30 protein-coding genes and 1 other annotated feature are annotated in these 24781 nt (G+C 36.1%); of the genes, 20 read left to right on the top strand and 10 right to left on the bottom strand.

From position 1 onward, the window contains the following. Window positions 1-5 precede the first annotated feature (5 nt). Window positions 6-167: a hypothetical protein gene (locus SB773_RS16075; protein ID WP_410590847.1), complete on the top strand. Its 162-nt coding sequence runs from the start codon at window positions 6-8 to the stop codon at window positions 165-167. Here SB773_RS16075 and SB773_RS16080 read toward each other — a convergent pair. Beyond that, complete coding sequence (locus tag SB773_RS16080) at window positions 164-1072, bottom strand: aminoglycoside phosphotransferase family protein (protein ID WP_410590849.1); 909 nt, start codon at window positions 1070-1072, stop codon at window positions 164-166. The two genes, SB773_RS16075 and SB773_RS16080, sit on opposite strands and share 4 nt — an antisense overlap. Window positions 1073-1172: 100 nt before the next feature. Between SB773_RS16080 and SB773_RS16085 the strand changes: the two genes are divergently transcribed. Then, window positions 1173-1682, top strand: a complete 510-nt coding sequence (locus SB773_RS16085; RefSeq protein WP_410590851.1) for a biotin transporter BioY — start codon at window positions 1173-1175, stop codon at window positions 1680-1682. A 25-nt stretch (window positions 1683-1707) separates the two neighbouring features. On the opposite strand, the gene SB773_RS16090 is transcribed toward SB773_RS16085, so the two are convergent. The 3 genes from SB773_RS16090 to SB773_RS16100 all read right to left on the bottom strand — a co-directional run bounded on the left by SB773_RS16090 (window position 1708) and on the right by SB773_RS16100 (window position 3484). Next, entirely contained in the window at window positions 1708-1857 is a 150-nt protein-coding gene (locus tag SB773_RS16090) for a hypothetical protein (protein ID WP_000743737.1), read from the bottom strand. Between the two features lie 18 nt (window positions 1858-1875). Beyond that, window positions 1876-2049, bottom strand: coding sequence for a 2-isopropylmalate synthase (locus SB773_RS16095; RefSeq protein WP_410590853.1), 174 nt, complete (start codon window positions 2047-2049; stop codon window positions 1876-1878). 76 nt (window positions 2050-2125) lie between these two features. Next, entirely contained in the window at window positions 2126-3484 is a 1359-nt protein-coding gene (locus SB773_RS16100; RefSeq protein ID WP_002126252.1) for an MATE family efflux transporter, read from the bottom strand. Window positions 3485-3666: 182 nt separating this feature from the next. Between SB773_RS16100 and uppP the strand changes: the two genes are divergently transcribed. Both uppP and SB773_RS16110 read left to right on the top strand, forming a co-directional pair. Next, the gene (uppP, locus tag SB773_RS16105) at window positions 3667-4458 is read left to right on the top strand and encodes a bacitracin resistance undecaprenyl-diphosphatase (protein WP_002030627.1); all 792 of its coding nucleotides are present in this window, start codon (window positions 3667-3669) and stop codon (window positions 4456-4458) included. Window positions 4459-4653: 195 nt separating this feature from the next. Beyond that, entirely contained in the window at window positions 4654-5118 is a 465-nt protein-coding gene (locus SB773_RS16110) for an SRPBCC family protein (protein ID WP_002126258.1), read from the top strand. A gap of 39 nt (window positions 5119-5157) precedes the next feature. Here the strand turns inward: SB773_RS16110 and SB773_RS16115 are convergent, their stop codons facing one another. Together SB773_RS16115 and SB773_RS16120 are read right to left on the bottom strand one after the other, a co-directional pair. After that, the gene (locus SB773_RS16115; protein ID WP_410590894.1) at window positions 5158-5745 is read right to left on the bottom strand and encodes a thioredoxin family protein; all 588 of its coding nucleotides are present in this window, start codon (window positions 5743-5745) and stop codon (window positions 5158-5160) included. A 33-nt stretch (window positions 5746-5778) separates the two neighbouring features. Next, the gene (locus SB773_RS16120) at window positions 5779-6210 is read right to left on the bottom strand and encodes a regulatory YrvL family protein (RefSeq protein WP_001287955.1); all 432 of its coding nucleotides are present in this window, start codon (window positions 6208-6210) and stop codon (window positions 5779-5781) included. A 162-nt stretch (window positions 6211-6372) separates the two neighbouring features. Here SB773_RS16120 and SB773_RS16125 point away from each other — a divergent pair, with 162 nt between their 5' ends. After that, entirely contained in the window at window positions 6373-6792 is a 420-nt protein-coding gene (locus SB773_RS16125) for a MarR family winged helix-turn-helix transcriptional regulator (RefSeq protein ID WP_002166098.1), read from the top strand. A 153-nt stretch (window positions 6793-6945) separates the two neighbouring features. Further along, window positions 6946-7101, top strand: coding sequence for a hypothetical protein (locus tag SB773_RS16130; RefSeq protein WP_000184933.1), 156 nt, complete (start codon window positions 6946-6948; stop codon window positions 7099-7101). A gap of 22 nt (window positions 7102-7123) precedes the next feature. Here SB773_RS16130 and SB773_RS16135 read toward each other — a convergent pair whose 3' ends face one another. Beyond that, window positions 7124-8359, bottom strand: coding sequence for a dicarboxylate/amino acid:cation symporter (locus tag SB773_RS16135; RefSeq protein WP_060750595.1), 1236 nt, complete (start codon window positions 8357-8359; stop codon window positions 7124-7126). A gap of 1219 nt (window positions 8360-9578) precedes the next feature. On the opposite strand from SB773_RS16135, the gene SB773_RS16140 reads away from it, so the two are divergent. After that, window positions 9579-10922 (top strand): TrkH family potassium uptake protein, encoded by a 1344-nt coding sequence (locus tag SB773_RS16140; RefSeq protein WP_367961902.1) that lies wholly within the window; start codon window positions 9579-9581, stop codon window positions 10920-10922. A gap of 34 nt (window positions 10923-10956) precedes the next feature. Here SB773_RS16140 and SB773_RS16145 read toward each other — a convergent pair whose 3' ends face one another. Continuing rightward, a complete protein-coding gene (locus tag SB773_RS16145) occupies window positions 10957-11331 on the bottom strand; it encodes a hypothetical protein (RefSeq protein WP_002011728.1) in 375 nt (124 codons plus the stop codon). A gap of 172 nt (window positions 11332-11503) precedes the next feature. On the opposite strand from SB773_RS16145, the gene ytfJ reads away from it, so the two are divergent. After that, on the top strand, window positions 11504-11911 hold the full coding sequence (gene ytfJ / locus SB773_RS16150) for a GerW family sporulation protein (protein WP_060750593.1): 408 nt from the start codon (window positions 11504-11506) through the stop codon (window positions 11909-11911). 108 nt (window positions 11912-12019) lie between these two features. Beyond that, entirely contained in the window at window positions 12020-12109 is a 90-nt protein-coding gene (locus SB773_RS16155) for a hypothetical protein (RefSeq protein ID WP_000608225.1), read from the top strand. A gap of 423 nt (window positions 12110-12532) precedes the next feature. Here SB773_RS16155 and SB773_RS16160 read toward each other — a convergent pair whose 3' ends face one another. Both SB773_RS16160 and SB773_RS16165 read right to left on the bottom strand, forming a co-directional pair. Further along, window positions 12533-12772, bottom strand: coding sequence for a YkuS family protein (locus SB773_RS16160; protein ID WP_060750592.1), 240 nt, complete (start codon window positions 12770-12772; stop codon window positions 12533-12535). Between the two features lie 86 nt (window positions 12773-12858). Continuing rightward, window positions 12859-13098 carry a DUF3911 family protein gene (locus SB773_RS16165; RefSeq protein ID WP_002011724.1) on the bottom strand — a complete coding sequence of 80 codons (240 nt, stop codon included), beginning with the start codon at window positions 13096-13098 and terminating at the stop codon, window positions 12859-12861. 59 nt (window positions 13099-13157) lie between these two features. On the opposite strand from SB773_RS16165, the gene SB773_RS16170 reads away from it, so the two are divergent. The 11 genes from SB773_RS16170 to hisG all read left to right on the top strand — a co-directional run bounded on the left by SB773_RS16170 (window position 13158) and on the right by hisG (window position 24774). Further along, a complete protein-coding gene (locus SB773_RS16170) occupies window positions 13158-13373 on the top strand; it encodes a hypothetical protein (RefSeq protein ID WP_078184166.1) in 216 nt (71 codons plus the stop codon). Window positions 13374-13514: 141 nt separating this feature from the next. After that, entirely contained in the window at window positions 13515-14411 is an 897-nt protein-coding gene (ilvE, locus tag SB773_RS16175) for a branched-chain-amino-acid transaminase (RefSeq protein ID WP_410590860.1), read from the top strand. Window positions 14412-14426: 15 nt separating this feature from the next. After that, window positions 14427-14655 (top strand) — a binding site (T-box leader). Window positions 14656-14728: 73 nt separating this feature from the next. Continuing rightward, entirely contained in the window at window positions 14729-16429 is a 1701-nt protein-coding gene (ilvB, locus tag SB773_RS16180; protein ID WP_002168823.1) for an acetolactate synthase large subunit, read from the top strand. Further along, window positions 16426-16935 (top strand): acetolactate synthase small subunit, encoded by a 510-nt coding sequence (gene ilvN / locus SB773_RS16185; protein ID WP_000822948.1) that lies wholly within the window; start codon window positions 16426-16428, stop codon window positions 16933-16935. The genes ilvB and ilvN overlap by 4 nt, the downstream gene beginning before the upstream one ends. A gap of 27 nt (window positions 16936-16962) precedes the next feature. Continuing rightward, window positions 16963-17973: a ketol-acid reductoisomerase gene (ilvC, locus tag SB773_RS16190; RefSeq protein WP_002126277.1), complete on the top strand. Its 1011-nt coding sequence runs from the start codon at window positions 16963-16965 to the stop codon at window positions 17971-17973. Between the two features lies 1 nt (window position 17974). Further along, on the top strand, window positions 17975-19495 hold the full coding sequence (gene leuA / locus SB773_RS16195) for a 2-isopropylmalate synthase (protein ID WP_410590862.1): 1521 nt from the start codon (window positions 17975-17977) through the stop codon (window positions 19493-19495). 78 nt (window positions 19496-19573) lie between these two features. Next, window positions 19574-20638 carry a 3-isopropylmalate dehydrogenase gene (gene leuB, locus SB773_RS16200; RefSeq protein WP_060750588.1) on the top strand — a complete coding sequence of 355 codons (1065 nt, stop codon included), beginning with the start codon at window positions 19574-19576 and terminating at the stop codon, window positions 20636-20638. Further along, the gene (gene leuC / locus SB773_RS16205) at window positions 20638-22032 is read left to right on the top strand and encodes a 3-isopropylmalate dehydratase large subunit (RefSeq protein WP_002011716.1); all 1395 of its coding nucleotides are present in this window, start codon (window positions 20638-20640) and stop codon (window positions 22030-22032) included. The genes leuB and leuC overlap by 1 nt, the downstream gene beginning before the upstream one ends. Further along, window positions 22010-22591, top strand: a complete 582-nt coding sequence (gene leuD / locus SB773_RS16210; RefSeq protein ID WP_002086742.1) for a 3-isopropylmalate dehydratase small subunit — start codon at window positions 22010-22012, stop codon at window positions 22589-22591. The genes leuC and leuD overlap by 23 nt, the downstream gene beginning before the upstream one ends. A gap of 309 nt (window positions 22592-22900) precedes the next feature. Next, entirely contained in the window at window positions 22901-24163 is a 1263-nt protein-coding gene (locus SB773_RS16215) for an ATP phosphoribosyltransferase regulatory subunit (RefSeq protein WP_060750587.1), read from the top strand. Further along, window positions 24139-24774: an ATP phosphoribosyltransferase gene (gene hisG, locus SB773_RS16220; protein ID WP_060750586.1), complete on the top strand. Its 636-nt coding sequence runs from the start codon at window positions 24139-24141 to the stop codon at window positions 24772-24774. Before SB773_RS16215 ends, hisG begins: the two co-directional genes overlap by 25 nt. Window positions 24775-24781: the final 7 nt, after the last annotated feature.

The following is a 24781-nucleotide window of genomic DNA, read 5'->3' on the forward strand; positions in this document are numbered from 1 at the left end:
AATCAATGAAAGATGAAACGGTAGTATTTCAATGGTTAAAAGAACAGAATGCTCCTTTTGGAATTCAACTGCAAATTTTACAGGCATTTCAATTGTATAAAGTTATTTTTGAAATGGATAAAAAGTTAATGATGTATGAGGAGAGAGAGTATAGGGAGAGAATTTAATCTCGTCCCTGTAGTATTGCTTTAAGCTGTTCTTCATTCTTCTTTAATGTTATTTCGTTGTTTGTTTCAATGTTATAAATAAGGTTATGTAGTAAAGGGCTGTATTGATAAAAGGTAGTGATGCGGTGAATGAGTAATGGATCGCGGTGAGAAATAACTGCACTGTATTGTTCATATACAGATGTAGTAAACTCATGACCGAAATCATAATATAGCCCAGCAAAATCAAAAGCGGGATCGCCAATTTGAGCATCTCCAAAATCGATAACACCTGAAATGGTTTTGTTCTGCGTATTAAATAAAATGTGATGATGTGTAAAGTCAGCATGAATGATTGTATTTTGAAAGGTAGATTTAGCTATATTGGCAAAGAAATTTTCGAATAAACGATTTAAGGCTGATTTCTGTAATGAAGTAAGATTGTTAGTAAGAGATTGATTTAATTTTGTTTGTAGCTCTTTCCAGTAGATAAGTGTTTTTTCGATAGGGAATCCTAGCGTTTCAACACGTTTTAAAGGAATACTATGTAAAGTCGCAAGGAAAGTGGCTAATTGTGTAATAATTACTTCAAGTTCTTTTTTCTCTAGCTTTGCAACTAGTTCAGTTGTTAACGGTTCACCATGAATGAGAGGATAATAGCTGCAAAATGGAACAGTATTACAATCATTCTTATACAATAAATGATACTTAGGAATCTCGATTTCTTGTAATGAATGAGAAAGAATTGTGCACAGTTCTTTTTCTAACGGAATTCGGTTTGCATATTCAAGTTTTCGTGGGAAACGAAATAGTAGTTCGTCATTTATAATAACCGTTATATTATCCCACCCTTCTTCATTTTGCATATATGAATGTATAGAAAGATCTGGTAGAGCTTCTTTTATATATTGTTTGTAAGAGTCCATAATTGTTCCTCGTTTCTAAGTTAAAGGTAGGTTATTCTACTTTATGATATCAGAATTTTCTTTCTATATGTTAAAATATAACTATCATTAATGGAGGAGGGTGGGGTGCATTACGAAGAAAAGAATATTAATCATTTCTCTATGTATCGCTTTTGGATTGTTTTGGCCATATAAAGAGGAGGTTTTTGCTACCTTTAAACCGATAGATCGCTACGAGTTAAATAAGGAATTAAAGAACAAAAGTATAGAAACTTTAACTGATAAAGAAATGAAAATGATAGGAGAACACTTTGTGACAGCGCAACTAGCAGTGTTTGAGTTTAATAATAAAGAAGATGTGAAACGAAAAGGTGAAGAAATATTTGTAAGTAGAGGGTATGAACAGTTAATAGAAAATTATTACCCAAACCGTTTTCGGGATTTAGAGTATAAATTTACAAACGAAGAGATACGTGAAGAGACAGATGAGAGTTTTCGCTATCATGCTGTAGCGTACGTTACTGGTATTGAAAATGGCAAGAGAAGTGAAATGAAATTAAATTATGACATGAAAATTGTAAAGGTTAATAATTTATTCATGGTGTTAGAACAAAAACAATATGTACAATAAAAAACCCTCTAGAAGCAGAGGGACTTTAAAGATTTTCATTTTGTTGACCAAGTTCTTTTTGAGCAATGTATAAATTTCCTTGCTCAACTTGTTTCAGTGTATGAACAGAATCTCCTGCATATCCTTTTTCTGTTTTAACAGTTCTTTTTGAACGATTTGAATCTTGTTTCTTCATATAGTAGACCACCCTTCTTTAAAAATAGATGAAAATGATGAGCACGAGTAATACAGCTGCGAAAATGGTAATGCCCATTAAAAAAGAAGTATTTTTATATTTAGGTGGCTTATGTACATCTTGCCGATATCCAGGTGAAATTTCAGGGGCGAATTCTTCATCGAATGATTGTTTCTTTTGTTTTTCGTCCATATGTATCCACCTTTCTTTTTCATTATGTTACACGTTACAAGAAAAAATATGCATGAAGAAAACAGCCGCTATATCATTAGCGGCTGCTTTGCGTTGTATATTTTCTTTGTACTTGAAAGAGACGGATAAGCAGGAAGATTGCTCCAAATGCTAGACCGATAATAAGACCAATCCAATAACCTTTTGCTGCCCAGTCAGTATAAGTTGCTAACATGTAGCCAAGAGGTAGACCTATTACCCAATAAGCTATTAATGTCATAATTAAGGCAACATTTACGTCTTTATAACCACGAAGTGCTCCTTGTACTGGAGTTGCAATAGCATCTGAAATTTGAAATAAAATCGCGAATATAAGAAATTCTTTAGCTAAATGATGGACATTTGCATTTGTCGTATAAATAGAAGCAATTTCATCATCAAAGAAATAAAGAAGGATTGAATATAAAAGAGCGAAAGCAAGGGCTAACCCAATTCCGATAAATCCATATTGTTTCGCATTATTGTATCGTTTTGCTCCAACTTCAAATCCAACGGCTATCGTCATTGCCATTGCTAAACTTAAAGGAGTCATATATAACAAGGAAGCAAAGTTCATAGCTGCTTGATGTGCTGCTATTGTTGTCGTACTAAAATTACTCATCATAAGTGTTACCGCAGCGAAAATACTCGTCTCAAAAAAGATAGCAAATCCGATAGGGACGCCAAGTTTCAGGAATTCCTTCCAGATTGTAAAGGAAGGGCGGTATAACTGTTTAAAGATATTGAAAGAAGCGAAAGGCTCTTTCGTACGAATAATAATAACCGTAATAATTAAAATACACCAATAGGTTGCTGCAGAAGCGATTGCCGCACCAACACCACCGAGTTTTGGAAAGCCAAAGTGACCAAAAATTAATAAGTAATTTAATACTACATTAATTGGTAATGATAGTAATGTAATAATCATCGTTGTTCGAGTTTTTCCTAATGCATCAATAAATCCACGTAAAACGGTGTAAGTAAATAAAGGGATAATTCCAATCGCGATAATAATTAAAAATTGTGCTGCAATACGTTCCACGGGTTCTTCTAATTGCATGCCATTTAAAATAGGTGAAACAGCGAAGAATCCGATAAGGATAACAACGAAACTAGCACAAATTGCTAAATATACTGCTTGTATGACAATGTGGGGAACGTCCTCCTTTTTCTTTGATCCAACGAGCTGTGCAACAATAGGAGTAGTAGCCATTAAAATTCCTGTTAAGCCGGTACTAACGGGAAGCCATATACTTGTTCCGATAGCAACACCCGCTAAATCAATAGGACTCGCATGTCCTGACATTGTCGTATCAAAAAAGCTCATCGCAAATAATGACATTTGCGTTACAAAAATCGGGAAAAAGAGTAATAAAAATTGCTTTAACTTTTGTGAGAATGAATTAGTTTCTTTCATAAAATCCCCTTTCAACGTAAAAAACAAACTCTTATTATCATACAATTTAATCAAAAAATAGAAAAGAAATAAGCGTATACAACAAATGAAATCAATAAAAAAAGGATGCACTTTGAAAAGGGATAAGGTATTATGATAAGGTGTGAAAAAATTACATATTCGTTATTAAGGAGGCACTACTTGTGGCTGATTGGTTAATTGGATTAATCATGGGTGCTGTTGAAGGTTTAACAGAGTTTTTACCAGTATCATCAACAGGACATATGATTTTAACAGGACACTTAATTGGATTTGAAGACGATAGAGCGAAAGTTTTCGAAGTTGTTATTCAGTTGGGATCGATTTTAGCAGTTGTTGTTATATTTTGGAAACGTTTATGGTCATTAGTTGGAATAGGGAAAGTAACTGATGGACCATCTTTAAATTTATTACATATTATTATCGGGATGATTCCTGCCGGCATACTCGGCGTACTATTCCATAGCGCAATTAAAGAAGTTTTATTCGGTCCAGGACCGGTTGTTATTAGTTTAGTAGCTGGTGGTATTTTAATGATTGTTGCTGAGAAGTTTTCAAAACCAAGTACAGCAAGAACGTTAGATGAAATCACATATAAGCAAGCATTTACAATCGGAATGTTCCAATGTTTAGCACTTTGGCCAGGATTTTCTCGTTCTGGATCAACAATAAGTGGTGGTTTATTAGCACGTGTTTCGCATACAGCGGCAGCGGAATATACATTTATTCTAGCGGTGCCAATGATGGTAGCTGCAAGTGCCTTAGATTTAATTAAAAGCTGGGATATATTAAGCGTGGCTGATATACCGTTATTTGCAACTGGATTTATTACAGCATTCGTTGTTGCGATGCTTGCAATTGTTTCATTCTTAAAATTATTAGGTCGTGTAAAACTAACACCGTTCGCTTACTACCGTTTCATTTTAGCTGCGGTATTCTATTTCTTCATTATGTAAGTATAAAATATCAGCAATACCATATAGAATAGACACTTGAAAAAAAAGTCTACTCTGTAGGGTATTTTTTTATAGAGAGAGAAAAATGAAACTTTCACCTTCAATTACTTGTATTTCACCATGTGAAATATGCCATAATGATTTCGTTATAATAATTTTAAGGAAATCGATAGGGTATTTGAGAGGAGCAATTTAGTGAGTTTTGCAATAGAAATAGTAATTCCAGCACCAATTGATGTTGTATTTGATTATGTGCACAATGACGAGAAAATACTAGAATGGAGTACCTTTATGGTAGAAAATAGGTATCCTTCAAATATAGATGTTGAAAACCCTCGTGAAGGTGACAAATATATATCTGTGCAAAAGATGGGGAAGAAAATATATGAATTTGAGGCGGAAATTTTAGAGTATGATGAACCGTATATCGTTTCAGTTGGATGTGAGATGAAGCAAGGTTATACAGCTGCAACTTATATGTTAGAAGAGGATGAAGAAGGTACATCGCTTACTTTAATCGTAGAATTTGAACCGAAGAATTTTTTATATAAGATTATGTACAAGTTGACTGGGTGGATGACACGTGGAATATACATGGGTGAAATGGAACGTTTAGCAGCGTGCGTAGATGCTGTATATTCTCAGAAAAAAGGATTATAATTTAGTAAAATAAAAAACATGCCGAATTCGGCATGTTTTTTATTTTACTACTTTTTCAATCATGCTTTCCATTACATGTTCCCAAAGAGAAGTATCATCAGCTAATGTAGCACGGAAATTAGCATACATTTCTTTTTGTTTCTCTTCGAATGTTGGATCTTCTTTTTCAGGTAATGTAGCGCGCATTGAAGTTACTAATTCTTGTATTTTTGGAGCTCGTGGTCCAAAGACGGCTTGTTCATTTCCGTCTTTATCAATGAAAATAAAGATTGGAATCGCACGTGCTGTTCCGTTTGTTAAGTATTGATCCATTAACTCTAAGTTTTCATCGCGAATTAATAAACGCATATCAATATTTGCAACTTCAGAAATTCGTTTCATAACAGGTACACATAAAAGAGCATCGCCGCACCAATCAGCTGTTAATACGATAACACGCCAGCCGTCATTTTGGCGTTCTTCTAATATAGGAAGTAATTCATTTGGAATTAAAAAGTTATTGTAAATGTGTAGTAGCTCGTATTGGTTTACTTTCATTTCATTCACATATGTATCAAATGACATGCCTTTATCAGCCCATTGTAGTAAGTTCATAAGTAACACCTCTTTAGTATAATTTATTTTTATTGTACCAATTTTTATATAGAAAAGCTTGTATTCTTACTCTTTCTTATCACTAAATAATTTATTTAGTGTGTAAAGGAATAGTGCGACACATAATTCAGCTATGTTGGACATTTGTACACTCTCTATCCAGTCATCGGCGGTATGTATGACAAACCAATCTAACGTAATTTCAATTATAGAGAGCAGAGCAATTGAGAGCCAATTGGGCATACTTGTCATCATTGGATGTAGGAGCACTTTAAAGAAAATGAATATAAAATATGTAATACCATCTAATAAAAGAATAAGTAAAAAAAAGAGTAGTAGAGCTGTTCTTGATGAATATTCTATACCTGTAATTTGAAAGATTCCTACATATACAAAGAATATAAATGCAAAGAATATAATGAGAATAAGAATAACAACACTAATAATAATAGTCTTATCTTTTAGACTGAGATTAGAAAATTTGTCTTCTTCACTCATTATTCCAACTCCTTTTTCTGGAAAATCAATTTCATTGTACCATGAAATATCTATTAAAAAACTACGAATTATGGGAAAATAAGGTGACAAAAAGTAAGATTTCATGTAAAATTATTAATAAGGTTTTTATTTAACTAAATGAAATAAAAGGGGCTGTCAAAATTGTCTCAAAATCGAGAACAATTAATGGAAGAACTATCGACAAATGTGTTTGCTATGTTTCGCACGTTGCGTAATGATATTGGAAAAATATTTGGTGGTTACATACCGTGGAATGAGTTCATCGTCCTTAGAATATTGAATCGTACGAATAAAGAAATGGTATCACGTGTAGCGAATGAGTTAAATGTGTCGAATAGTCATATTACAGCTGTTACAGAAAAATTAATTAATAAAGGTTTTGTAACTCGTTCACGCTCTACGTCAGATCGCCGAGTTGTATATTTGGAGATTACAGAACAAGGGAAAGATTTAGTGGCGAAAATGGAAGGTGAGAAAAAGAAATATTTACAAGAAAGATTTTCCGCACTTTCAGAAGATGAAATGGATATAATGATATCTATTTCTAAAAAACTTATTTAAATAATTACAAATAAGAAAACGCTTACCTAATGAAAAAGAAGACCTTCCTCATATATGGAAGGTCTTCTTCTGTGTGTAATAGATGATAAAAAATAAAATGTGTATGAAAAAAGATAGAGCGCCATACTACTAATAAAGGAAGGAGGTAGAAATATGACGAATCGTAATGGTAGTAAAGGTAGCGGAAATCAAGGTTCACCGAAATCAGGGCAATTCCAGCAGGAGTTTAGTACTGAATTTGAAACAGGTAATGATAATAAAGGAAAAGAATATCGTTCGAAAAAAGGAAGCAAATCAAAAAAGGAGTGAATATATTCACTCCTTTTTTGATTTAAGATGCTGCCGATTGATCTGTATTATATTTTTCTTCTGATTTTGCGACAATCATTGCGCAAATTGCATCACCGGAAATATTTACAGCTGTTCTAGACATATCTAGGATGCGATCAATACCGATAATTAAAGCAATACCTTCTACTGGTAGGTTTACTTGATTTAAAACCATCGTAAGCATTACAAGTCCAACACCTGGTACACCAGCAGTGCCGATACTAGCTAGTACAGCAGTTAATACGACCATGGCTAATTGTGCTAATGTAAGTTCAACTCCGTACACTTGAGCGATAAATACAGTTGCCACACCTTGCATAATGGCAGTGCCATCCATATTAATCGTTGCACCTAGTGGTTGTACAAAAGAGCTTATCGCTTTTGGAACTCCAAGTTTTTCTTGTGCGGTTTTCATAGCAAATGGAAGAGATGCATTAGAGCTAGATGTACTAAATCCAATTGCCATTACCGGTCCGAAATGTTTAAAGAAACGAATAATACTTTCTTTTGCCAATACCTTTAATAAGCCGCCGTATACGAAGACACCGTGAATAATGAGTACCAACATAACGACAATCATATACTTGAACATCGCAGCGACGCCTGCAAGACCCATTTTACCAACGGACGAAGCGAGCAACCCGAATGTTCCGATTGGAGCTAATTTCATGACGAGATTAACAAGATACATCATTAATTCGTTGCCCTGTTCAAGTAATGAATGGATACCTTGAACTCGTTTTCCTAAAACAGCTAAACCGAGTCCGATTAATGCGGCAAAGGCAATGATTTGTAACATGTTACCATCAGCCATCGCTTTTGCTGGATTATCTGGCACAATATTCAGCAATGTATCAACGAAAGATGTTTCAGTTTTTGCACCTTCATACTTAAGCCCGTCTGTTTTAAAGTTACCGCCAGCTCCTGGTTTTATGATAAGTGCAAATGTAACTGCAATAGAGATAGCGACAGCTGTTGTTACGAGAAAGAATGAAATTGATTTTAAACCAATTCTTCCAAGTTGTTTCGGATCTCCAAGACCAGCAGCCCCAAGTACGATAGAAATGAACACAACAGGAACAACTAGCATTTTAATAAGTCGAATAAACAATTGACCAAGTGGATTGAACGCATATTGATTCAATGGCTCAAAAATAGATGGAGCAGCTAAATTTAAAGTGAGTCCGACAACTAGACCGAGAAATAATGCAATTAAGATTGCCTTTGTTTGTTTCAATAAAAACCCCTCCTTTGTTTTTGTAAAATTGCTTTCTAAATTAATTATACCGAAAAAATACCTATTTTAACAATATTTTCTGAATATTTAGTATAAAATGGTCTGTTTCAATGTATATAGTCCAGTTTTGCTGAAATATGTGGAAAGAATACATTTATGTATTTGGAAAAAAAATAGACCATCACATGATGGCCTAGGGAAGGGGACAATTTATATCAATTTAATTAGGGATGGAAGCTATTCAAAGACACTGGGGAATGTCTTATAAATTAGGGAGGAACAGCTTCGATACATATACTATAAAAGATAGATGTGAACATAGAGTGAAAGAGAGAGGGAGTTTTAAGTAAGAAGAAAGAGAGAATAAAAAAAATAAGACCATCACATATAGGATGGTCAAAGGAAGGGGACAATTTATGTCAATTTAATTAGGGATGGAAAGCTGTTCAAGACACTGGGGAATGTCTTATAAATTAGGGAGGAACAGCTCCGATACGTATACTATAAAAGGTAGATGTGATCCTCGTGTGAACATGGAGTGAAAGAGAGAGGGAGTTTCAAATAAAAGATAGAAAGAATAAAAAAATAAGACCATCACATATAGGATGGTCAAGGGAAGGGGACAATTTATGTCAATTTAATTAGGGATGGAAGCTATTCAAAGACACTGGGGAATGTCTTATAAATTAGGGAGGAACAGCTTCGATACATATACTATAAAAGGTGGATGTGATCCTCGTGTGAACATGGAGTGAAAGAGAGAGGGAGTTTCAAATAAAAGATAGAAAGAATAAAAAAATAAGACCATCACATATAGGATGGTCAAGGGAAGGGGACAATTTATGTCAATTTAATTAGGGATGGAAAGCTGTTCAAGACACTGGGGAATGTCTTATAAATTAGGGAGGAACAGCTCCGATACATATACTATAAAAGGTAGATGTGACTCTCGTGTGAACTTGGAGTGAAAGATAGGGGAATTTGAAAAAGGATAAAATAGTTGTTGTAAGAGTTATAGTATAAGTGGAGATATCATAGAAAATATTCTTTTGTAAAACGATAGGAGTCTGAATATAAATAAAAGTTGAAATCTATGAAAAAAAGGATTATGCTCAACTATATTATAAGAATATAAGGTTTATCCCGCTACTTGTAGGCTCTTAAAGAGTCTTTATTTATGAGGGGATAAAAGCTTCACTTGATAAAGGGAGTTAGTGATATGGAAGTAGCAAAAAAACAAGGGTTGTATAATCGTTTTATACGATTGAATCCACCACAAATTTTAGCATTAGGCTTTTTTTGTTTAATTGTGGTCGGAGGATTGTTATTAAAGTTACCGTTTGCAACGAAAGTACATATTAGTTGGGTAGATGCTTTCTTTACAGCTACGTCGGCAGCGACTGTAACCGGTTTAGGTGTTGTAGATACTGCGAGTACGTTTACGATGTTTGGTGAAATTGTTATTATGTTTTTAATTCAAACGGGTGGTCTCGGTCTTATGACGATAGCCATTTTAATTGTTTGGGTATTAGGGAAAAAAATTGGTTTACGCCACCGATTATTAATTGGAGAAGCATTTAATCAAACAAATATTGGTGGTCTTGTGAAATTAGTAAAACGTGTTTTTATTTTTTCTATTTGTATTGAGCTAATTGGAGTTATCTTTTTATCGATTCGCTTTATTCCAGAGTTTGGTTTTGGAAAAGGTTTATACTATAGTGTTTTTCACGTTATTGCGTCATATAATAATGCCGGCTTTGCGCTTTGGCCAGATAATTTAACAAGATATGTAGGAGATCCTATTATTAATATTGGGATTTGTTCTTTAATTGTAATAGGAGGGTTAGGATTTACGGTATTAATTGATATATGGTATAGCCGTAGTTTCCGAAAATTATCACTGCACTCCAAAATCATGATTGTTGGAACGATAGCACTTAATGTTATTGCGATGATTGTGATTTTTGTATTGGAATATAATAATGTGAAGACTTTGGGGCACTTATCTTTAAATGAAAAATTATGGGCTTCGTTCTTCCAAGGAATTACACCTCGTACAGCTGGTTTTAACACGGTAGATTATGGGGGGATGGAAGAGTCATCGATACTATTTACAATGGTATTAATGTTTATTGGTGCGGGAAGTGTATCGACAGGCGGTGGAATTAAGTTAACGACATTCGTTATTTTAATTACATCAGTTCTTTCTTTCTTTAGAAAGAAAGAGGATTTTGTTTTATTTCAGCGTACGATTAAAATGTCGACAGTAACGAGAGCGTTAGCAATTGTCGTTGCTAGTCAAATACTTATTTTTACAGCGGTATTTGTATTAATGCTTACAGAAGACTTCAGTTTTATTCAGTTATTATTTGAGACAATTTCAGCGTTTGGTACAGTAGGGTTAACAATGGGGATTACTGCGAAGCTATCGGCGTTTGGAAAATGTATTATTATGTTTGTTATGTTTTGTGGATTAATCGGACCGTTAACACTTGTGTTCTCTTTGGCACGACCAGCAAAACAAAAAATTAAATATCCATCAGAAGATGTATTTACAGGATAAGGTATCCCGCATAAAGCGAGATACCTTTTTCTTTTTAAAAAAGAGAGAACAATAAACCAATAAGCGCCACTCGGAATAAAATCGCAATGAGTGCAGCGATACCACCCACAATGGCAGCGGTACCGCCAGTTACAGTAGCCCCGCGATTATAAGCGTAAATACCAAGTAGAACAGACACAAGACCAAATAGTGTTGGGAATGTGAATAATGATAATATTGCTAAGGCAAGAGCAATGAAACCAGCAGTCGATCCAGCTGCAGACGATCTTACATCATCGTTATCTTTATCATCATAATCGATACGCTGTGGTGCAACTTCAGCTGCGTATTCTTCTTTATAATCACTATCTATTCGATCTCTTTTTTTATATTCATCAAATTTCTCAGTCAAAGTAAGGACTCCTTTCATAACAAGGTTCAATAGTAGTATGTATCTCTTTTTCCTTTTTATCCGAGCATGTACAGGGAGTAATATCCAATTGGAAAGTGGAAAATGTTTTTTCAAAATAGGAAAACTTAGTATGACTTCCTCTATTTTGGAAAGTATAAAAAAGAATAATAAGGAAAGGGTGTAGTACATAATGGAACATCCAATTGAAAATTTAATGAAAACAGCAATGACAAATTTAAAAGAGATGGTAGATGTAAATACGATTGTTGGAAGTCCGGTTTCAACAGCTGACGGAAATGTAGTATTAACAGTATCTCAAGTGGCTTTTGGTTTTGGAGCTGGTGGAAGTGACTTTAAAGGGGATTTTATTTCTGAAAAACATAACGGCGGACAAGGGAAGCATAAAGAGAACAGGCAAAGTCATCCATTCGGAGGCGGAAGCGGGGCTGGGGTTTCAATTAGCCCAGTTGCTTTTTTAGTAGTTGGTTCTAACGGTGTGCAAGTGTTGCATCTCAATAGTAGTACACATTTAATTGAAAAAGCGTTAAATACTGTGCCAAGCACTGTGGATAAATTTGTGAATGGTCGCCAAAAGTGAACTTGCATTTTTTAGGAATTATGATATATTAGAAAAAGTGCGCTTTATGACGATCGGAATAATTGAACTGTAAATATATATGATGTGTGGAATAAGGGAGAGGAATTTATGATTAATATCAAAAACTTAGTAGTTGGCTTATGTATGTTAGTAAGCGGTTTTGTTGTATATGTAATAAAAGAAAAAGCTCCATTCTAAAACAGACAAACCGTTAATGTCTGTTTTTAATTTGTAAAAATTGTTGACAAGTTATTGTATTGGTGTTAAAATTTTAATTCGTGTCTCGGTTAAAGCTAGTGTAAAGTAAATAAATCTTATGAATATAATACGAAAAGTTTGCGAAAGATCGGGTAGTCTTACCAACAACTTTTGTGAACAAACCCTATAAATTGTATATGTAAGCTTTATATGTATACTAGTGAATCAAGGAGCGGTCAGTGGAACCGTAATGATGAGAGAGAGGTAGGGCTTTCATCCAGTATATGTTACTTTCCCGTTAGGTGAATATAAAAAAGAGGGCTCCTTTTCAAAAGGAGCCCTCTTTCTATAGATAAATTGAAACTATAATCAGTGAGACCATTCTCGTTAAATGTTAGCTCACAAATAATGTGATAAAAATGATTAAGCGCGGTTTTCAACTTGCTGACAAATTTCATCTGTTGTTAAACCATGTGCTGTAATTACAGATCCTTTTATCGATGTATCTGCAATGCCCATTATATTAGAATCTTGCCCAGTTACAACACAACAATCACAACCTTGTGCATCGTTTTCAGAGTTAAGTGAAACGACTTCATGCCCTTGTTGCTGAAGAGCTTGTTGAACATCAGTTAAAGAGTTCTCAACACCAATTTTAGCCATAATTTTCACCTCCTACCATCTAGTTGCTAGTATGCTCAAGTTCATAGCATATATTTATGAAAAGATGGTAGGAAGAGAATATTTGTTTAGTCGTTATATACACCAGTAAGCATTTGACTTACGAATTGATCGTTTAATGTATCTTGTGCTGAACTGTTATTAGACTGAATATCGATTGAAGCTGTGTAGTTGTTATGTTTCCTACTATTTGGTTCTACTTCAACGTAATTATCGAATTTACAAAATCCTTTCGTATCCATTAGGTCAAATAGTTGTAGCATTTCTACTACCTCTTGTCTCGTTCCTTTAATTTGTACACACGCCATTGTTATTTCCTCCTTCAATTTGACAAATTGTTTTTTAAAAATAGGATTATGATTACGAAATGAAAAATATGAATGTTATTTTTAGACAGCGTTATTTTTGTTATTTTCCCCCTTTTTCACCAAAAGTCGTTGTATATTCCCGGATTTATAAAATCGGACGTCCGTTTATTGAATACAATAGATTCGTATCAATTGGCGAAAACCCTTCTTTTAAACAAATATTTTTTTTAGTAGAATTTGACGAAAAAAATTTTTTGACTTTTTGTAAACGTTAACAATGTTATTAAATCAATATAAACAAAGATGTACGTACGATTAAAAATTAAAAATTTTCTAAAAATTCACTTGATTTATTTGAAAAGGAGAGTAGACTAGGAAACAATAAAAAACTCATAGAACATAGGGGGCGCTTTCAAGTGAACGAGCAGTGGATTTTCTTAAATGGAGAATTTGTTCCAAAAGACGAAGCAAAGGTTTCAGTATATGATCATGGCTATTTATATGGCGATGGAGTGTTCGAAGGAATTAGGGTATATAGCGGTAATGTTTTCCGTTTGAGAGAGCATCTTGTCCGGTTATATGAATCAGCGAAATCCATCATGTTAGAAATTCCATATACGTTAGAAGAAGCAACGAAAATCGTTGTTGAAACGATTCGACAAAATAAATTATCTAATGGATATATCCGCCTCGTTGTATCAAGAGGACCTGGGAACTTGGGATTAGATCCCGATTCTTGTACGAAACCAAATGTAGTAGTAATTGCAGAGCAATTATCTTTATTTCCACAAGAATATTATGAAAAAGGGATTCCGATTATAACAGTTGCAACGCGTCGCAATCGCCCGGATGTTTTATCGCCTCAAGTAAAATCTTTAAATTACTTAAATAATATTTTAGTTCGCATTGAGGCGAAATTAGCTGGAGTACAAGAAGCACTTATGTTAAATGAACAAGGATATGTAGCTGAAGGCTCTGGAGATAATGTATTTATTGTGAAGGGAAATAAATTAATTACACCACCAAGTTCTGCTGGAGCGTTAGAAGGTATTACACGAAACGCGATTTTAGAAATCGGCGAAAAACTTGGATATGACGTAAGAGAAGAATTATTTACAAGGCATGATGTATATGTAGCTGATGAAGTGTTTTTAACAGGAACAGCTGCTGAAGTAATTGCTGTTACGACAGTAGATGGAAGAACGATTGGTTTAGGTAGAACAGGGCCACATACGAATCGTTTATTAGAAGAATTCCGTAAATTAGTTGTAGAAGATGGAGAGAAAATTTACGAAGAAAATAAAGTTGGATAATAGCTCTTATGACATGATAAAGCGTTGATAGGGAGGAGTAGTTGACTGTGAAGCCTCACAGAGAGTCGGTGGTTGCTGGAAACCGATGGTTCACGTCGACGAACATCACCCTTGAGTGCTAAGTTGAAACGTTTGTTTAGGCTTAGACGGTAGCTCCGTTATTAGCTAGACTCATATCCCGAGTCACTGAGGCAAGAGTAATCTTGCAAAGAAGGGTGGTACCGCGAAATCTTTCGTCCCTTCAGCACATAGCTGGAGTGTGGACGTAGGATTTTTTTATTTTATAAATGTTTTAAAAAAGGGGGCTTATAAGAAAAATGTCTTCAAAAACGGAAGAGAAACTGGCAACTGGTGCACAGCTATTGTTAGAAGCGCTAGAAAAGGAAGGAGTAGAGGTGATTTTTGGTTATCCAGGTGGTGCGGTTTTACCTCTATATGATGCGCTTTATGATTGTGAAATTCCGCATATTTTAACGAGGCATGAGCAAGGTGCAATTCATGCTGCTGAAGGATATGCAAGAATTACAGGAAATCCAGGAGTGGTAATTGCAACAAGTGGACCGGGTGCTACAAATGTTATTACTGGTCTAGCTGACGCGATGATTGATTCATTGCCACTTGTTGTATTTACAGGGCAAGTAGCAACAACGTTAATCGGGAGTGATGCTTTCCAAGAAGCTGATATTATGGGGCTTACGATGCCGGTGACAAAACATAATTATCAAGTACGAAAAGCATCGGATTTACCCCGAATTATTAAAGAAGCATTTCATATCGCTAGAACAGGAAGACCAGGCCCAGTCGTAATTGACCTTCCGAAAGATATGGTAGTAGAGAAAGGTGAGCGATGTAGTGATGTACAAATGGATTTACCAGGATACCAGCCTAATTACGAACCGAATCTACTACAAATAAACAAATTATTACAAGCGATTGCGACTTCAAAAAAACCGTTAATTTTAGCTGGAGCAGGTGTATTGCATGCAAAGGCATCGAAAGAATTAACAAGCTTTGCTCGTAAATATGAAATTCCTGTTGTTCATACATTACTTGGTCTTGGTGGTTTTCCGCCAGATGATAAATTATTTCTTGGGATGGGAGGAATGCACGGTTCTTACACGGCTAATATGGCGTTATACGAATGTGATCTACTTATAAATATAGGAGCAAGATTTGACGATCGTCTTACTGGAAATTTAGCTTATTTTGCTAAAGAAGCGATTGTCGCACATATAGATATTGATCCAGCGGAAATCGGAAAAAATGTGCCGACTGAAATTCCAATTGTTGCGAGTGCGAAGCAAGCATTAGAAGCTCTACTCAACTTTAAGGAAGGGGAAGTAAATCACAATGATTGGCTCTCATTATTGAATAGTAGAAAAGAAAAATACCCTCTTTCTTACAAAGAGCATTCGGAATGTATTAAGCCTCAATATGCAATTGATATGCTATACGAAATTACGAAAGGGGAAGCGATTGTAACGACAGATGTTGGGCAACATCAAATGTGGGCAGCTCAATATTATCCGCTGAAAAATCCAGATAAATGGGTAACTTCTGGAGGCTTAGGAACAATGGGCTTCGGATTTCCAGCAGCAATAGGTGCACAAATCGCAAAGCCTGAAGAACTAGTTATTGCAATTGTCGGTGATGCTGGATTTCAAATGACCTTGCAAGAACTAAGTGTATTAAAAGAGCATTCTTTACCAGTTAAAGTGTTTATTTTAAATAATGAAGCTTTAGGAATGGTAAGACAATGGCAAGAGGAATTTTATAATGGGCGATATTCGCACTCCTTACTTTCATGCCAACCAGATTTTGTTGCGCTTGCCAATGCTTATGGCATAAAAGGTGTTCGTATTGAAGACCCACTTCTTGCAAAGCAACAATTACAGTATGCAATTGAGTTAAGAGAGCCTGTTGTAATTGATTGCCGCGTACTTCAATCCGAAAAGGTAATGCCGATGGTTGCCCCAGGAAAAGGCGTTCATCAAATGGAGGGAGTGGAGAAAAGGTGAAGAGAATTGTAACAGCGACAGTTCGAAATCAAAGCGGTGTGTTAAATCGAATTACAGGTGTTATGACACGTAGACATTTTAATATTGAAAGTATTTCAGTAGGTCATACGGAATCATCGGATATTTCGAGAATGACGATTGTTGTACACGTTGAAAATGAACAGCAAGTTGAGCAGTTAATTAAACAACTTCATAAGCAAATCGATGTACTGAAAGTATCAGATATTACAGAAGAAGCGATGATCGCTAGAGAACTTGCACTTATTAAAGTAGCAACGTCTGTAGCAAGAGCAGAATTATATAGTTTAATTGAACCGTTCCGAGCCGCTGTAATAGACGTTGGGAAGGATTCCATAGTGGTGCAAGTAACAGGTACCCAGGAGAAAGTAGAAGCGTTAATTGAATTACTTCGTCCATATGGTTTGAAAGAAATTGCTAGAACAGGTGTAACAGCATTTACACGTAGTATGAAAAAACAAGATAAACAAGTTATGTTAATTCAATAATTATTTAAAAAATAGGGGGAAATGAAAATGGCGAAAGTTTATTATGAAAAAGACGTAACGGTAAATGTATTAAAGGAAAAGAAAGTAGCAATCATCGGATATGGATCGCAAGGCCATGCGCATGCGCAAAACTTACGTGATAACGGATTTGATGTGGTAGTAGGACTGAGGAAAGGGAAGTCATGGGATAAGGCGAAAGAAGACGGTTTTTCTGTATATACAGTAGCGGAAGCAGCAGAAAAAGCAGATGTAGTAATGATTCTACTACCTGATGAATTACAGCCGGAAGTATATGAAGCTGAAATTGCACCAAACTTACAAGGCGGCAATTCTCTCGTTTTCGCGCATGGATTTAATGTTCACTTTGATCAAGTAAAACCGCCAGCTAATGTAGATGTATTTCTAGTAGCACCGAAAGGTCCAGGACATCTAGTACGTCGTACGTTTGCGGAAGGGGGAGCTGTTCCTGCATTATTTGCAGTATATCAAGATGCAACAGGAGTTGCGACTGAAAAGGCACTTTCATATGCAGATGGAATTGGGGCGACGAGAGCAGGTGTATTAGAAACAACGTTTAAAGAAGAAACAGAAACAGATTTATTTGGAGAGCAAGCTGTACTTTGCGGCGGAGTAACTGCACTAGTAAAAGCTGGGTTTGAAACGTTAGTTGAAGCTGGTTATCAACCTGAACTTGCATATTTTGAATGTTTACATGAACTGAAACTAATTGTTGACCTTATGTATGAAGGTGGACTTGAAAATATGAGATATTCAGTTTCAGATACAGCGCAGTGGGGGGACTTCGTATCAGGGCCACGCGTTGTTACTGAAGATACGAAGAAAGCGATGGGTGCAGTACTAGCAGAAATTCAAGATGGTACATTTGCAAGAGGCTGGATTGCAGAGCATAAAGCAGGAAGACCAAATTTCCAGGCGACAAATGAAAAAGAAAATGAACATGAAATCGAAGTAGTTGGACGTAAATTACGTGAAATGATGCCTTTTGTACAGCCCAGAGTAAAGGTAGGGATTAAATAATATGAAGCAAATTTTGTTCATGGATACGACGCTTCGTGATGGCGAACAATCACCAGGAGTTAATTTAAATGAACAAGAGAAATTACAGATTGCGAGGCAACTAGAGAGACTTGGTATTAATGTAATGGAAGCTGGATTCGCAGCAGCTTCTGAAGGTGATTTTCAATCGGTAAAACGTATCGCAAATACCATTCAAAATGCTACGGTTATGAGTTTAGCTAGAGCGAAAGAAAGTGATATTCGAAGAGCCTATGAAGCTGTGAAAGGCGCTGTCTCTCCTCGTTTACACGTATTTTTAGCTACGAGTGACATTCATATGAAATATAAGCTTTGTATGTCAAAAGAAGATGTATTAGATAGCATACATCGCTCGGTTACGCTCGGGAAATCACTATTTCCAACAGTTCAATTTTCAGCAGAAGATGCAACAAGAACATCGAGAGCATTTTTAGCTGAAGCAGTAGAATTCGCGATTCGCGCAGGAGCGAATGTAATCAATATTCCTGATACAGTTGGATATACGAATCCAGAAGAATATTATTCTCTTTTTAAATACTTACAAGAATCCGTTCCGTCGTATGAAAAAGCAATTTTCTCTTGTCATTGTCACGATGATCTTGGGATGGCAGTAGCGAATTCGTTAGCTGCGGTTGAAGGCGGAGCGTTACAAGTAGAAGGAACGATTAATGGAATTGGAGAAAGAGCGGGGAATGCGGCGCTAGAAGAAGTCGCGGTTGCTCTCCATATTAGAAAAGATTTCTATGAAGCAGAATCCTCTATGACATTAAAAGAAATTAAAGCGACGAGTACGTTAGTAAGTCGGTTAACGGGTATGGTTGTACCGAAAAATAAGGCGATTGTTGGAGCAAATGCTTTTGCTCACGAATCAGGTATTCATCAAGACGGTGTATTAAAAGAAGTAACGACGTATGAAATTATTGAACCATCACTGATTGGAGAGTCACAAAATCTATTTGTATTAGGAAAGCATTCCGGGCGCCATGCGTTTACTGAAAAAATGAAAGAACTTGGTTATGAGTTTACAAAAGAAGAACGAGATGTGGTGTTTGAAGCATTTAAAAACTTGGCTGACCGTAAAAAAGAAATTACAGAAGAAGATTTACGTGCGCTTATGCTTGGTGAAGCAGCATTTGCGGCCCAGCAATATAGCATTACTCAATTGCAAGTACATTTCGTATCAAATAGTACACAGTGTGCAACGGTTGTACTAAAAGATGAGGAAGGAAATATGTACGAAGATGCAGCAACTGGTTCTGGAAGTATTGAAGCGATCTATAATGCAATTCAAAGAATTTTAGGATTAGAATGTGACTTAGCGGATTATCGCATACAATCTATAACGCAAGGTCAAGATGCACTTGCACATGTTCATGTTGAATTAAAAGAAGGAACTCATCAAGTATCAGGTTTTGGTGTTGCGCAAGACGTATTAGAAGCATCGGCGAGAGCGTATGTTCATGCGGCCGGAAAATTAAAATCTTTTATTACTCTTGTGAAGTAACTGTTTGATAAGTGAGGGGATCGTCCCTTACTTATCAAAGTATATTTCTGAAAATTCAGATAAAAAGGAGTGTTTTAATTGGAAAAACGTATCGTTTGTTTAGCGGGTGATGGTGTTGGTCCGGAAATTATGGAAAGCGCGAAGGAAGTATTGCATATGGTAGAGAGGCTATATGGACATCACTTTCATTTACAAGATGAGTACTTTGGCGGAGCGGCTATCGATTTAAATGGGCAACCATTACCACAGCGAACACTTGCCGCTTGTTTAGCGAGTGATGCGGTTTTACTTGGAGCGGTTGGTGGACCGCGGTGGGATGATGCGAAAGAAAGGCCAGAGAAAGGATTATTAGCTTTAAGAAAAGGACTTGGTGTATTTGCGAACGTTCGTCCTGTAACAGTAGAAAGCGCAACTGCACATTTATCGCCATTAAAAAACGCAGATGAAATTGACTTCGTTGTCGTTCGTGAACTAACAGGCGGTATTTATTTCTCTTATCCGAAAGAAAGAACGGAAGAATCGGCAACTGATACACTTACGTACCATCGTCATGAAATTGAACGTATCGTGTCGTATGCTTTTCAATTAGCGAGTAAGAGAGAGAAAAAAGTAACCTCTATTGATAAAGCGAATGTTTTAGAATCTAGTAAATTGTGGAGAGCTGTTACGGAAGAAGTAGCTCTTCGTTATCCTAATGTTGAATTAGAGCACATTTTAGTAGATGCAGCTGCTATGGAGTTAATTCGAAACCCAAGGAGATTTGACGTTATCGTAACAGAAAATTTATTTGGTGATATTTTGAGCGACGAGGCTTCTGTATTAGCAGGGTCATTAGGAATGCTTCCATCAGCGAGCCATGCGGAAAACGGGCCGTCTTTATATGAGCCTATTCACGGATCAGCGCCAGATATTGCAGGTAAAAATAAAGCGAATCCAATTGCGATGATGCGTTCAGTAGCGATGATGCTTGGGCAATCATTTGGATTAACGAGAGAAGGGTATGCGATTGAAGAGGCAATTTCTGCAGTTCTTCAATCTGGGAAATGTACAGCTGATATTGGGGGGGATGAGACGACAACTTCATTTACGAGGGCAGTTATTCAAGAAATGGAAGAGCAGGCACTAGTAGGGAGAGGAAGATAATGGGGAAAAGGTTACTAGATAAGCTTTGGGAAAGACATGTAGTTGTAACGAATGAAAATGGATTGGATTTATTATATATCGATCTTCATCTCGTTCATGAAGTAACGTCACCGCAAGCCTTTGAAGGCTTGCGGCTTGCAAATCGAACTGTTCGGAGACCGGAATTAACGTTTGCAACGATGGATCATAATATTCCAACGAAAGATGTTTGGAATATTACCGATCGCATTGCGAAGCAGCAATTGGATACACTTCGTGACAATTGTAAACAATTTAAGGTGCGATTAGCCGATATTGGTGATGAAGAGCAAGGAATCGTTCACGTTATAGGACCAGAACTTGGGCTCACACAACCGGGGAAAACGATTGTATGCGGTGATAGCCATACAGCAACCCACGGTGCTTTCGGTGCTTTAGCGTTTGGTATTGGTACGAGTGAAGTAGAACATGTATTAGCAACTCAAACGTTGTGGCAACGAAAACCGAAAGCGATGGGGATTGAATTAAAAGGAAAGTTACCGAAAGGCGTTTATGCAAAGGATATTATTTTGCATCTTCTCTCAAAGTACGGTGTAGCGGTTGGAACGGGTCATGTAATGGAATTCTACGGAGAGACGATTCGTGATATGGGTATGGAAGAGAGAATGACACTTTGCAATATGGCAATTGAAGGGGGAGCGAAAGCTGGCATCATTGCACCAGATGAGAAAACATTTTCTTATGTAAAAGGGCGTGAATATGCACCGAAAGACTATGAAACGTTTACGGGAAAATGGTCGGAGCTTTATACAGATTCAGATGCAATTTATGATTTACATATTTCGGTAGATGTTACGGATTTAGCACCGTATGTCACTTGGGGAACAAATCCTAGTATGGGTGTTCCTATTGATGAAAAATTACCAGAGAAGCATAACGAAAATGATGAAAGAGCATTTTCATATATGGGATTGAGCCCTGGGCAAAGTACGTTTGAAATTCCTGTTAAGCATGTCTTCATTGGTTCTTGTACAAATTCACGTTTATCTGACTTAGAAATTGCTGCATCTGTTGTAAAAGGGAAAAAGGTAAAAGAAGGTGTGCGAGCACTCGTTGTACCAGGATCAAAAAGTGTGAGAGAGCGGGCGATGCAAAAAGGCTTACATCGCATATTTGAAGAAGCGGGATTTGAATGGAGAGAGCCTGGATGTTCAATGTGTCTTGGGATGAATCCAGATCAAGTACCTGAAGGAGAACATTGTGCTTCTACTTCAAATCGTAATTTTGAAGGAAGGCAAGGGAAAGGAGCACGAACACATTTAGTAAGTCCAGCTATGGCTGCAGCAGCTGCGTTATATGGTCATTTTGTTGATATTAGAAAGGAGAGTTACGATGGAACCATTTCATATTCATAAAGGTACTGCCGCAGTACTTATGAATGATAACATTGATACAGATCAAATTATTCCGAAGCAATATTTGAAGAGAATTGAAAGGACGGGATTTGGAAAATATTTATTTGATGAGTGGCGTTACGATAATGAGCGCCATGAAAATCCTAATTTCTCCCTTAATGCACAAGAACGAAAAGGAGCAAGTATATTAATTACAGGTGATAATTTTGGATGTGGTTCTTCAAGAGAACATGCTCCGTGGGCGCTTGCGGATTATGGTTTCCGCGTTATTATCGCCGGAGGATTTGCAGATATTTTTTATATGAATTGTATGAAGAATGGTATGTTACCGATTGTAATGGATAAAGAGATGCGTGAACAACTTGCCAAAACGAATGCGAGAGATCAAATGGAAGTTGATTTAGAGAATGAAGTAATTATTACGAATACGCACAGGTTTCATTTTACAATCGAGAAAATGTGGAAAGAAAAATTATTAAATGGTCTAGATGAAATCAGCATTACAATGCAATATGAACAAGAAATTGAAGAGTATGAAAGAAAAGTAGCTTCACATTAACTAAAAGTAGAATATTCGAAATGTATTTACATTCAGAATTAACTGTTATATACTATGTAAAAAATCAGAGGAGAAAGGGAGTAAGTATTATGAATATCGTGCAATCTATTAAAATGCTTACAAAACTACATCATCATACATGAAACCCTTGAACCTAACGTGAAAACGTGTAGGCACAAGGGTTATTCCCGTTGTACCTACACTCTACTAAAGAGCCTTGTAGGTATTTTGTCTACAAGGCTCTTTTTATTTTCGGTTTGGGTGGATGGAATGTGCATAAATTAAAGAGGGAAGGGTGTGTGAATTCAGATGACAAAGTGGAAACGGGCAAATCCGAATGGAACGAGAGATTACTTATTCGAAGAATGTACGTTAATTGAAGAAGTGGAACAAAAATTAAGACGGACCTTTTTAGAGAGAGGTTATGAAGAAATAAGGACACCTACAATTGAATTTTATGATGTTTTTGCATTTCAAAACAGGCCGATAGATGAAGAAAAGATGTATAAATTTTTCGATGAAAAAGGACGGATTATCGTTTTACGCCCAGATATGACAATTCCTTTAGCAAGAGTAATTGGAACACAGAGAGGGGATATTCCTCTTAAAGTAACTTATAGCGGGAATGTATTTCGGGCGAATGAGTCCCTTACTGGGAAATATAATGAAATAGTGCAAAGTGGTATTGAAATTATCGGGATTGAAAATGTAAGGGCTGAAATTGAATGTGTGATAAGCGTAATTCAAGCACTTCAAAAATTAAAGGTGCAATCTTTCACAATTGAGATTGGGCAAGTGCAGTTATATAAATGTATCGTAAAAAAGCTCCCCATTAATGATGAAGAAGAGAAGTTACTTAGAACGTATATTGAAAGTAAAAATTATGCCGCACTCTCACATTTTATAGAAGAAAAGAAATTAAATCGGTGTGATGAAACAGTAAGGTTACTTGAGAAACTACCAAGGTTATTCGGGAGTTTAGATGTTGTTGAGGAAGCAGAAAAACTCGCCTCAAGTAATGAAATGAAAATGGCCATTGCGAGAGTGAAAGAAATATATGAAACAATTGAACAGTTAGGATATGGCCCTTACATATCAATTGATTTAGGTATGGTTCAACATTTGGATTATTATACGGGTGTTATTTTCAAAGGGTATATATATGAAATTGGAGAAGAGATTGTTAGTGGCGGAAGATATGATGAGTTAATTGGAAATTTTGGAGAGATGATGCCAGCGGTTGGGCTCGCGGTGCAAGTAAATCAAATAGTTAAGGCACTTCAAGAGCAGCAAGAACCATATAAACGAAAGAGAATAGATATTATGATTCATTATGAGTTAAATAGATTAGCAGAAGCGGAAAGGTTACGAAATTTACTGCAAAAGGACGGAAAGAATGCCCAGTTATCTTTATTCTCTAATTTAAACGATACTTTTCAATTTGCAAACAAGAATAAAATAATGACAGTCGTTGAGGCGAAGAGTGAGTCACTAGTGGAATATGTATGGAGAGAGAAATGGATCATCCAGAAAGAAGGGGAGGCTTCATGCGTAACATTCAAATTGCGTTAACGAAAGGAAGATTAGAAAAGCATGTTATTCCACTGTTTGAAAAAATTGGAATTGATTGTTCGGAGCTCAAAGATAAAGGAAGAAAACTTGTGTTTAAAAGTAAAAACACAAACATTTCATTTATTTTAGTGAAAGCGGTAGATGTTGCTACTTATGTAGAACATGGCGTAGCTGATATTGGAGTCGTTGGAAAAGATATATTAATGGAATTTGAGAAAGATATATATGAGATGGTCGATTTAGGAGTGGGCGTGTGTAAATTTTGTGTCGCTTCTATTCCGACGTATAATCCGAAGAGTTATCGAAAAAAACGAATTGCTACGAAATATCCGCACATTACTTCTACATATTTTCATGATAAAGGGGAGGATGTAGAAATTATTAAAATAGAAGGATCTGTAGAGATTGCTCCACTTCTAGGTTTGGCAGATGCAATTGTTGATATTGTTGAAACAGGAAAAACATTACAAGAAAACGGGTTAATTGTATTTGAGGAAATGTGCTCTATATCAGCTCGAATGATTGTGAATAAGGCTGCATTGAAAACTAAAAAAGACGAAATATTCTGCGTTATAAATATGATGGAACAAGAAATTTTGTCAGGGAAATAGGGGGACT

The sequence above is a fragment of the Bacillus sp. SIMBA_074 genome (genome assembly GCF_046534555.1).
GTDB classification, from domain to species: domain Bacteria; phylum Bacillota; class Bacilli; order Bacillales; family Bacillaceae_G; genus Bacillus_A; species Bacillus_A mycoides.

Coding starts and splice junctions, on each gene's coding strand:
- SB773_RS16170 (WP_078184166.1), top strand. CDS start 13,158: ATGAAAAATATGAATGTTATTTTTAGACAGCGTTATTTTTGTTATTTT.
- SB773_RS16155 (WP_000608225.1), top strand. CDS start 12,020: ATGATTAATATCAAAAACTTAGTAGTTGGCTTATGTATGTTAGTAAGC.
- SB773_RS16100 (WP_002126252.1), bottom strand. CDS start 3,484: ATGAAAGAAACTAATTCATTCTCACAAAAGTTAAAGCAATTTTTATTA.
- leuC (WP_002011716.1), top strand. CDS start 20,638: ATGGGGAAAAGGTTACTAGATAAGCTTTGGGAAAGACATGTAGTTGTA.
- SB773_RS16215 (WP_060750587.1), top strand. CDS start 22,901: ATGACAAAGTGGAAACGGGCAAATCCGAATGGAACGAGAGATTACTTA.
- ilvB (WP_002168823.1), top strand. CDS start 14,729: ATGTCTTCAAAAACGGAAGAGAAACTGGCAACTGGTGCACAGCTATTG.
- SB773_RS16120 (WP_001287955.1), bottom strand. CDS start 6,210: ATGAGTGAAGAAGACAAATTTTCTAATCTCAGTCTAAAAGATAAGACT.
- SB773_RS16130 (WP_000184933.1), top strand. CDS start 6,946: ATGACGAATCGTAATGGTAGTAAAGGTAGCGGAAATCAAGGTTCACCG.
- SB773_RS16090 (WP_000743737.1), bottom strand. CDS start 1,857: ATGAAGAAACAAGATTCAAATCGTTCAAAAAGAACTGTTAAAACAGAA.
- SB773_RS16160 (WP_060750592.1), bottom strand. CDS start 12,772: ATGGCTAAAATTGGTGTTGAGAACTCTTTAACTGATGTTCAACAAGCT.
- SB773_RS16140 (WP_367961902.1), top strand. CDS start 9,579: ATGGAAGTAGCAAAAAAACAAGGGTTGTATAATCGTTTTATACGATTG.
- ytfJ (WP_060750593.1), top strand. CDS start 11,504: ATGGAACATCCAATTGAAAATTTAATGAAAACAGCAATGACAAATTTA.
- SB773_RS16095 (WP_410590853.1), bottom strand. CDS start 2,049: ATGGACGAAAAACAAAAGAAACAATCATTCGATGAAGAATTCGCCCCT.
- hisG (WP_060750586.1), top strand. CDS start 24,139: ATGCGTAACATTCAAATTGCGTTAACGAAAGGAAGATTAGAAAAGCAT.
- leuD (WP_002086742.1), top strand. CDS start 22,010: ATGGAACCATTTCATATTCATAAAGGTACTGCCGCAGTACTTATGAAT.
- leuA (WP_410590862.1), top strand. CDS start 17,975: ATGAAGCAAATTTTGTTCATGGATACGACGCTTCGTGATGGCGAACAA.
- SB773_RS16080 (WP_410590849.1), bottom strand. CDS start 1,072: ATGGACTCTTACAAACAATATATAAAAGAAGCTCTACCAGATCTTTCT.
- SB773_RS16075 (WP_410590847.1), top strand. CDS start 6: ATGAAAGATGAAACGGTAGTATTTCAATGGTTAAAAGAACAGAATGCT.
- SB773_RS16165 (WP_002011724.1), bottom strand. CDS start 13,098: ATGGCGTGTGTACAAATTAAAGGAACGAGACAAGAGGTAGTAGAAATG.
- SB773_RS16145 (WP_002011728.1), bottom strand. CDS start 11,331: ATGAAAGGAGTCCTTACTTTGACTGAGAAATTTGATGAATATAAAAAA.
- ilvC (WP_002126277.1), top strand. CDS start 16,963: ATGGCGAAAGTTTATTATGAAAAAGACGTAACGGTAAATGTATTAAAG.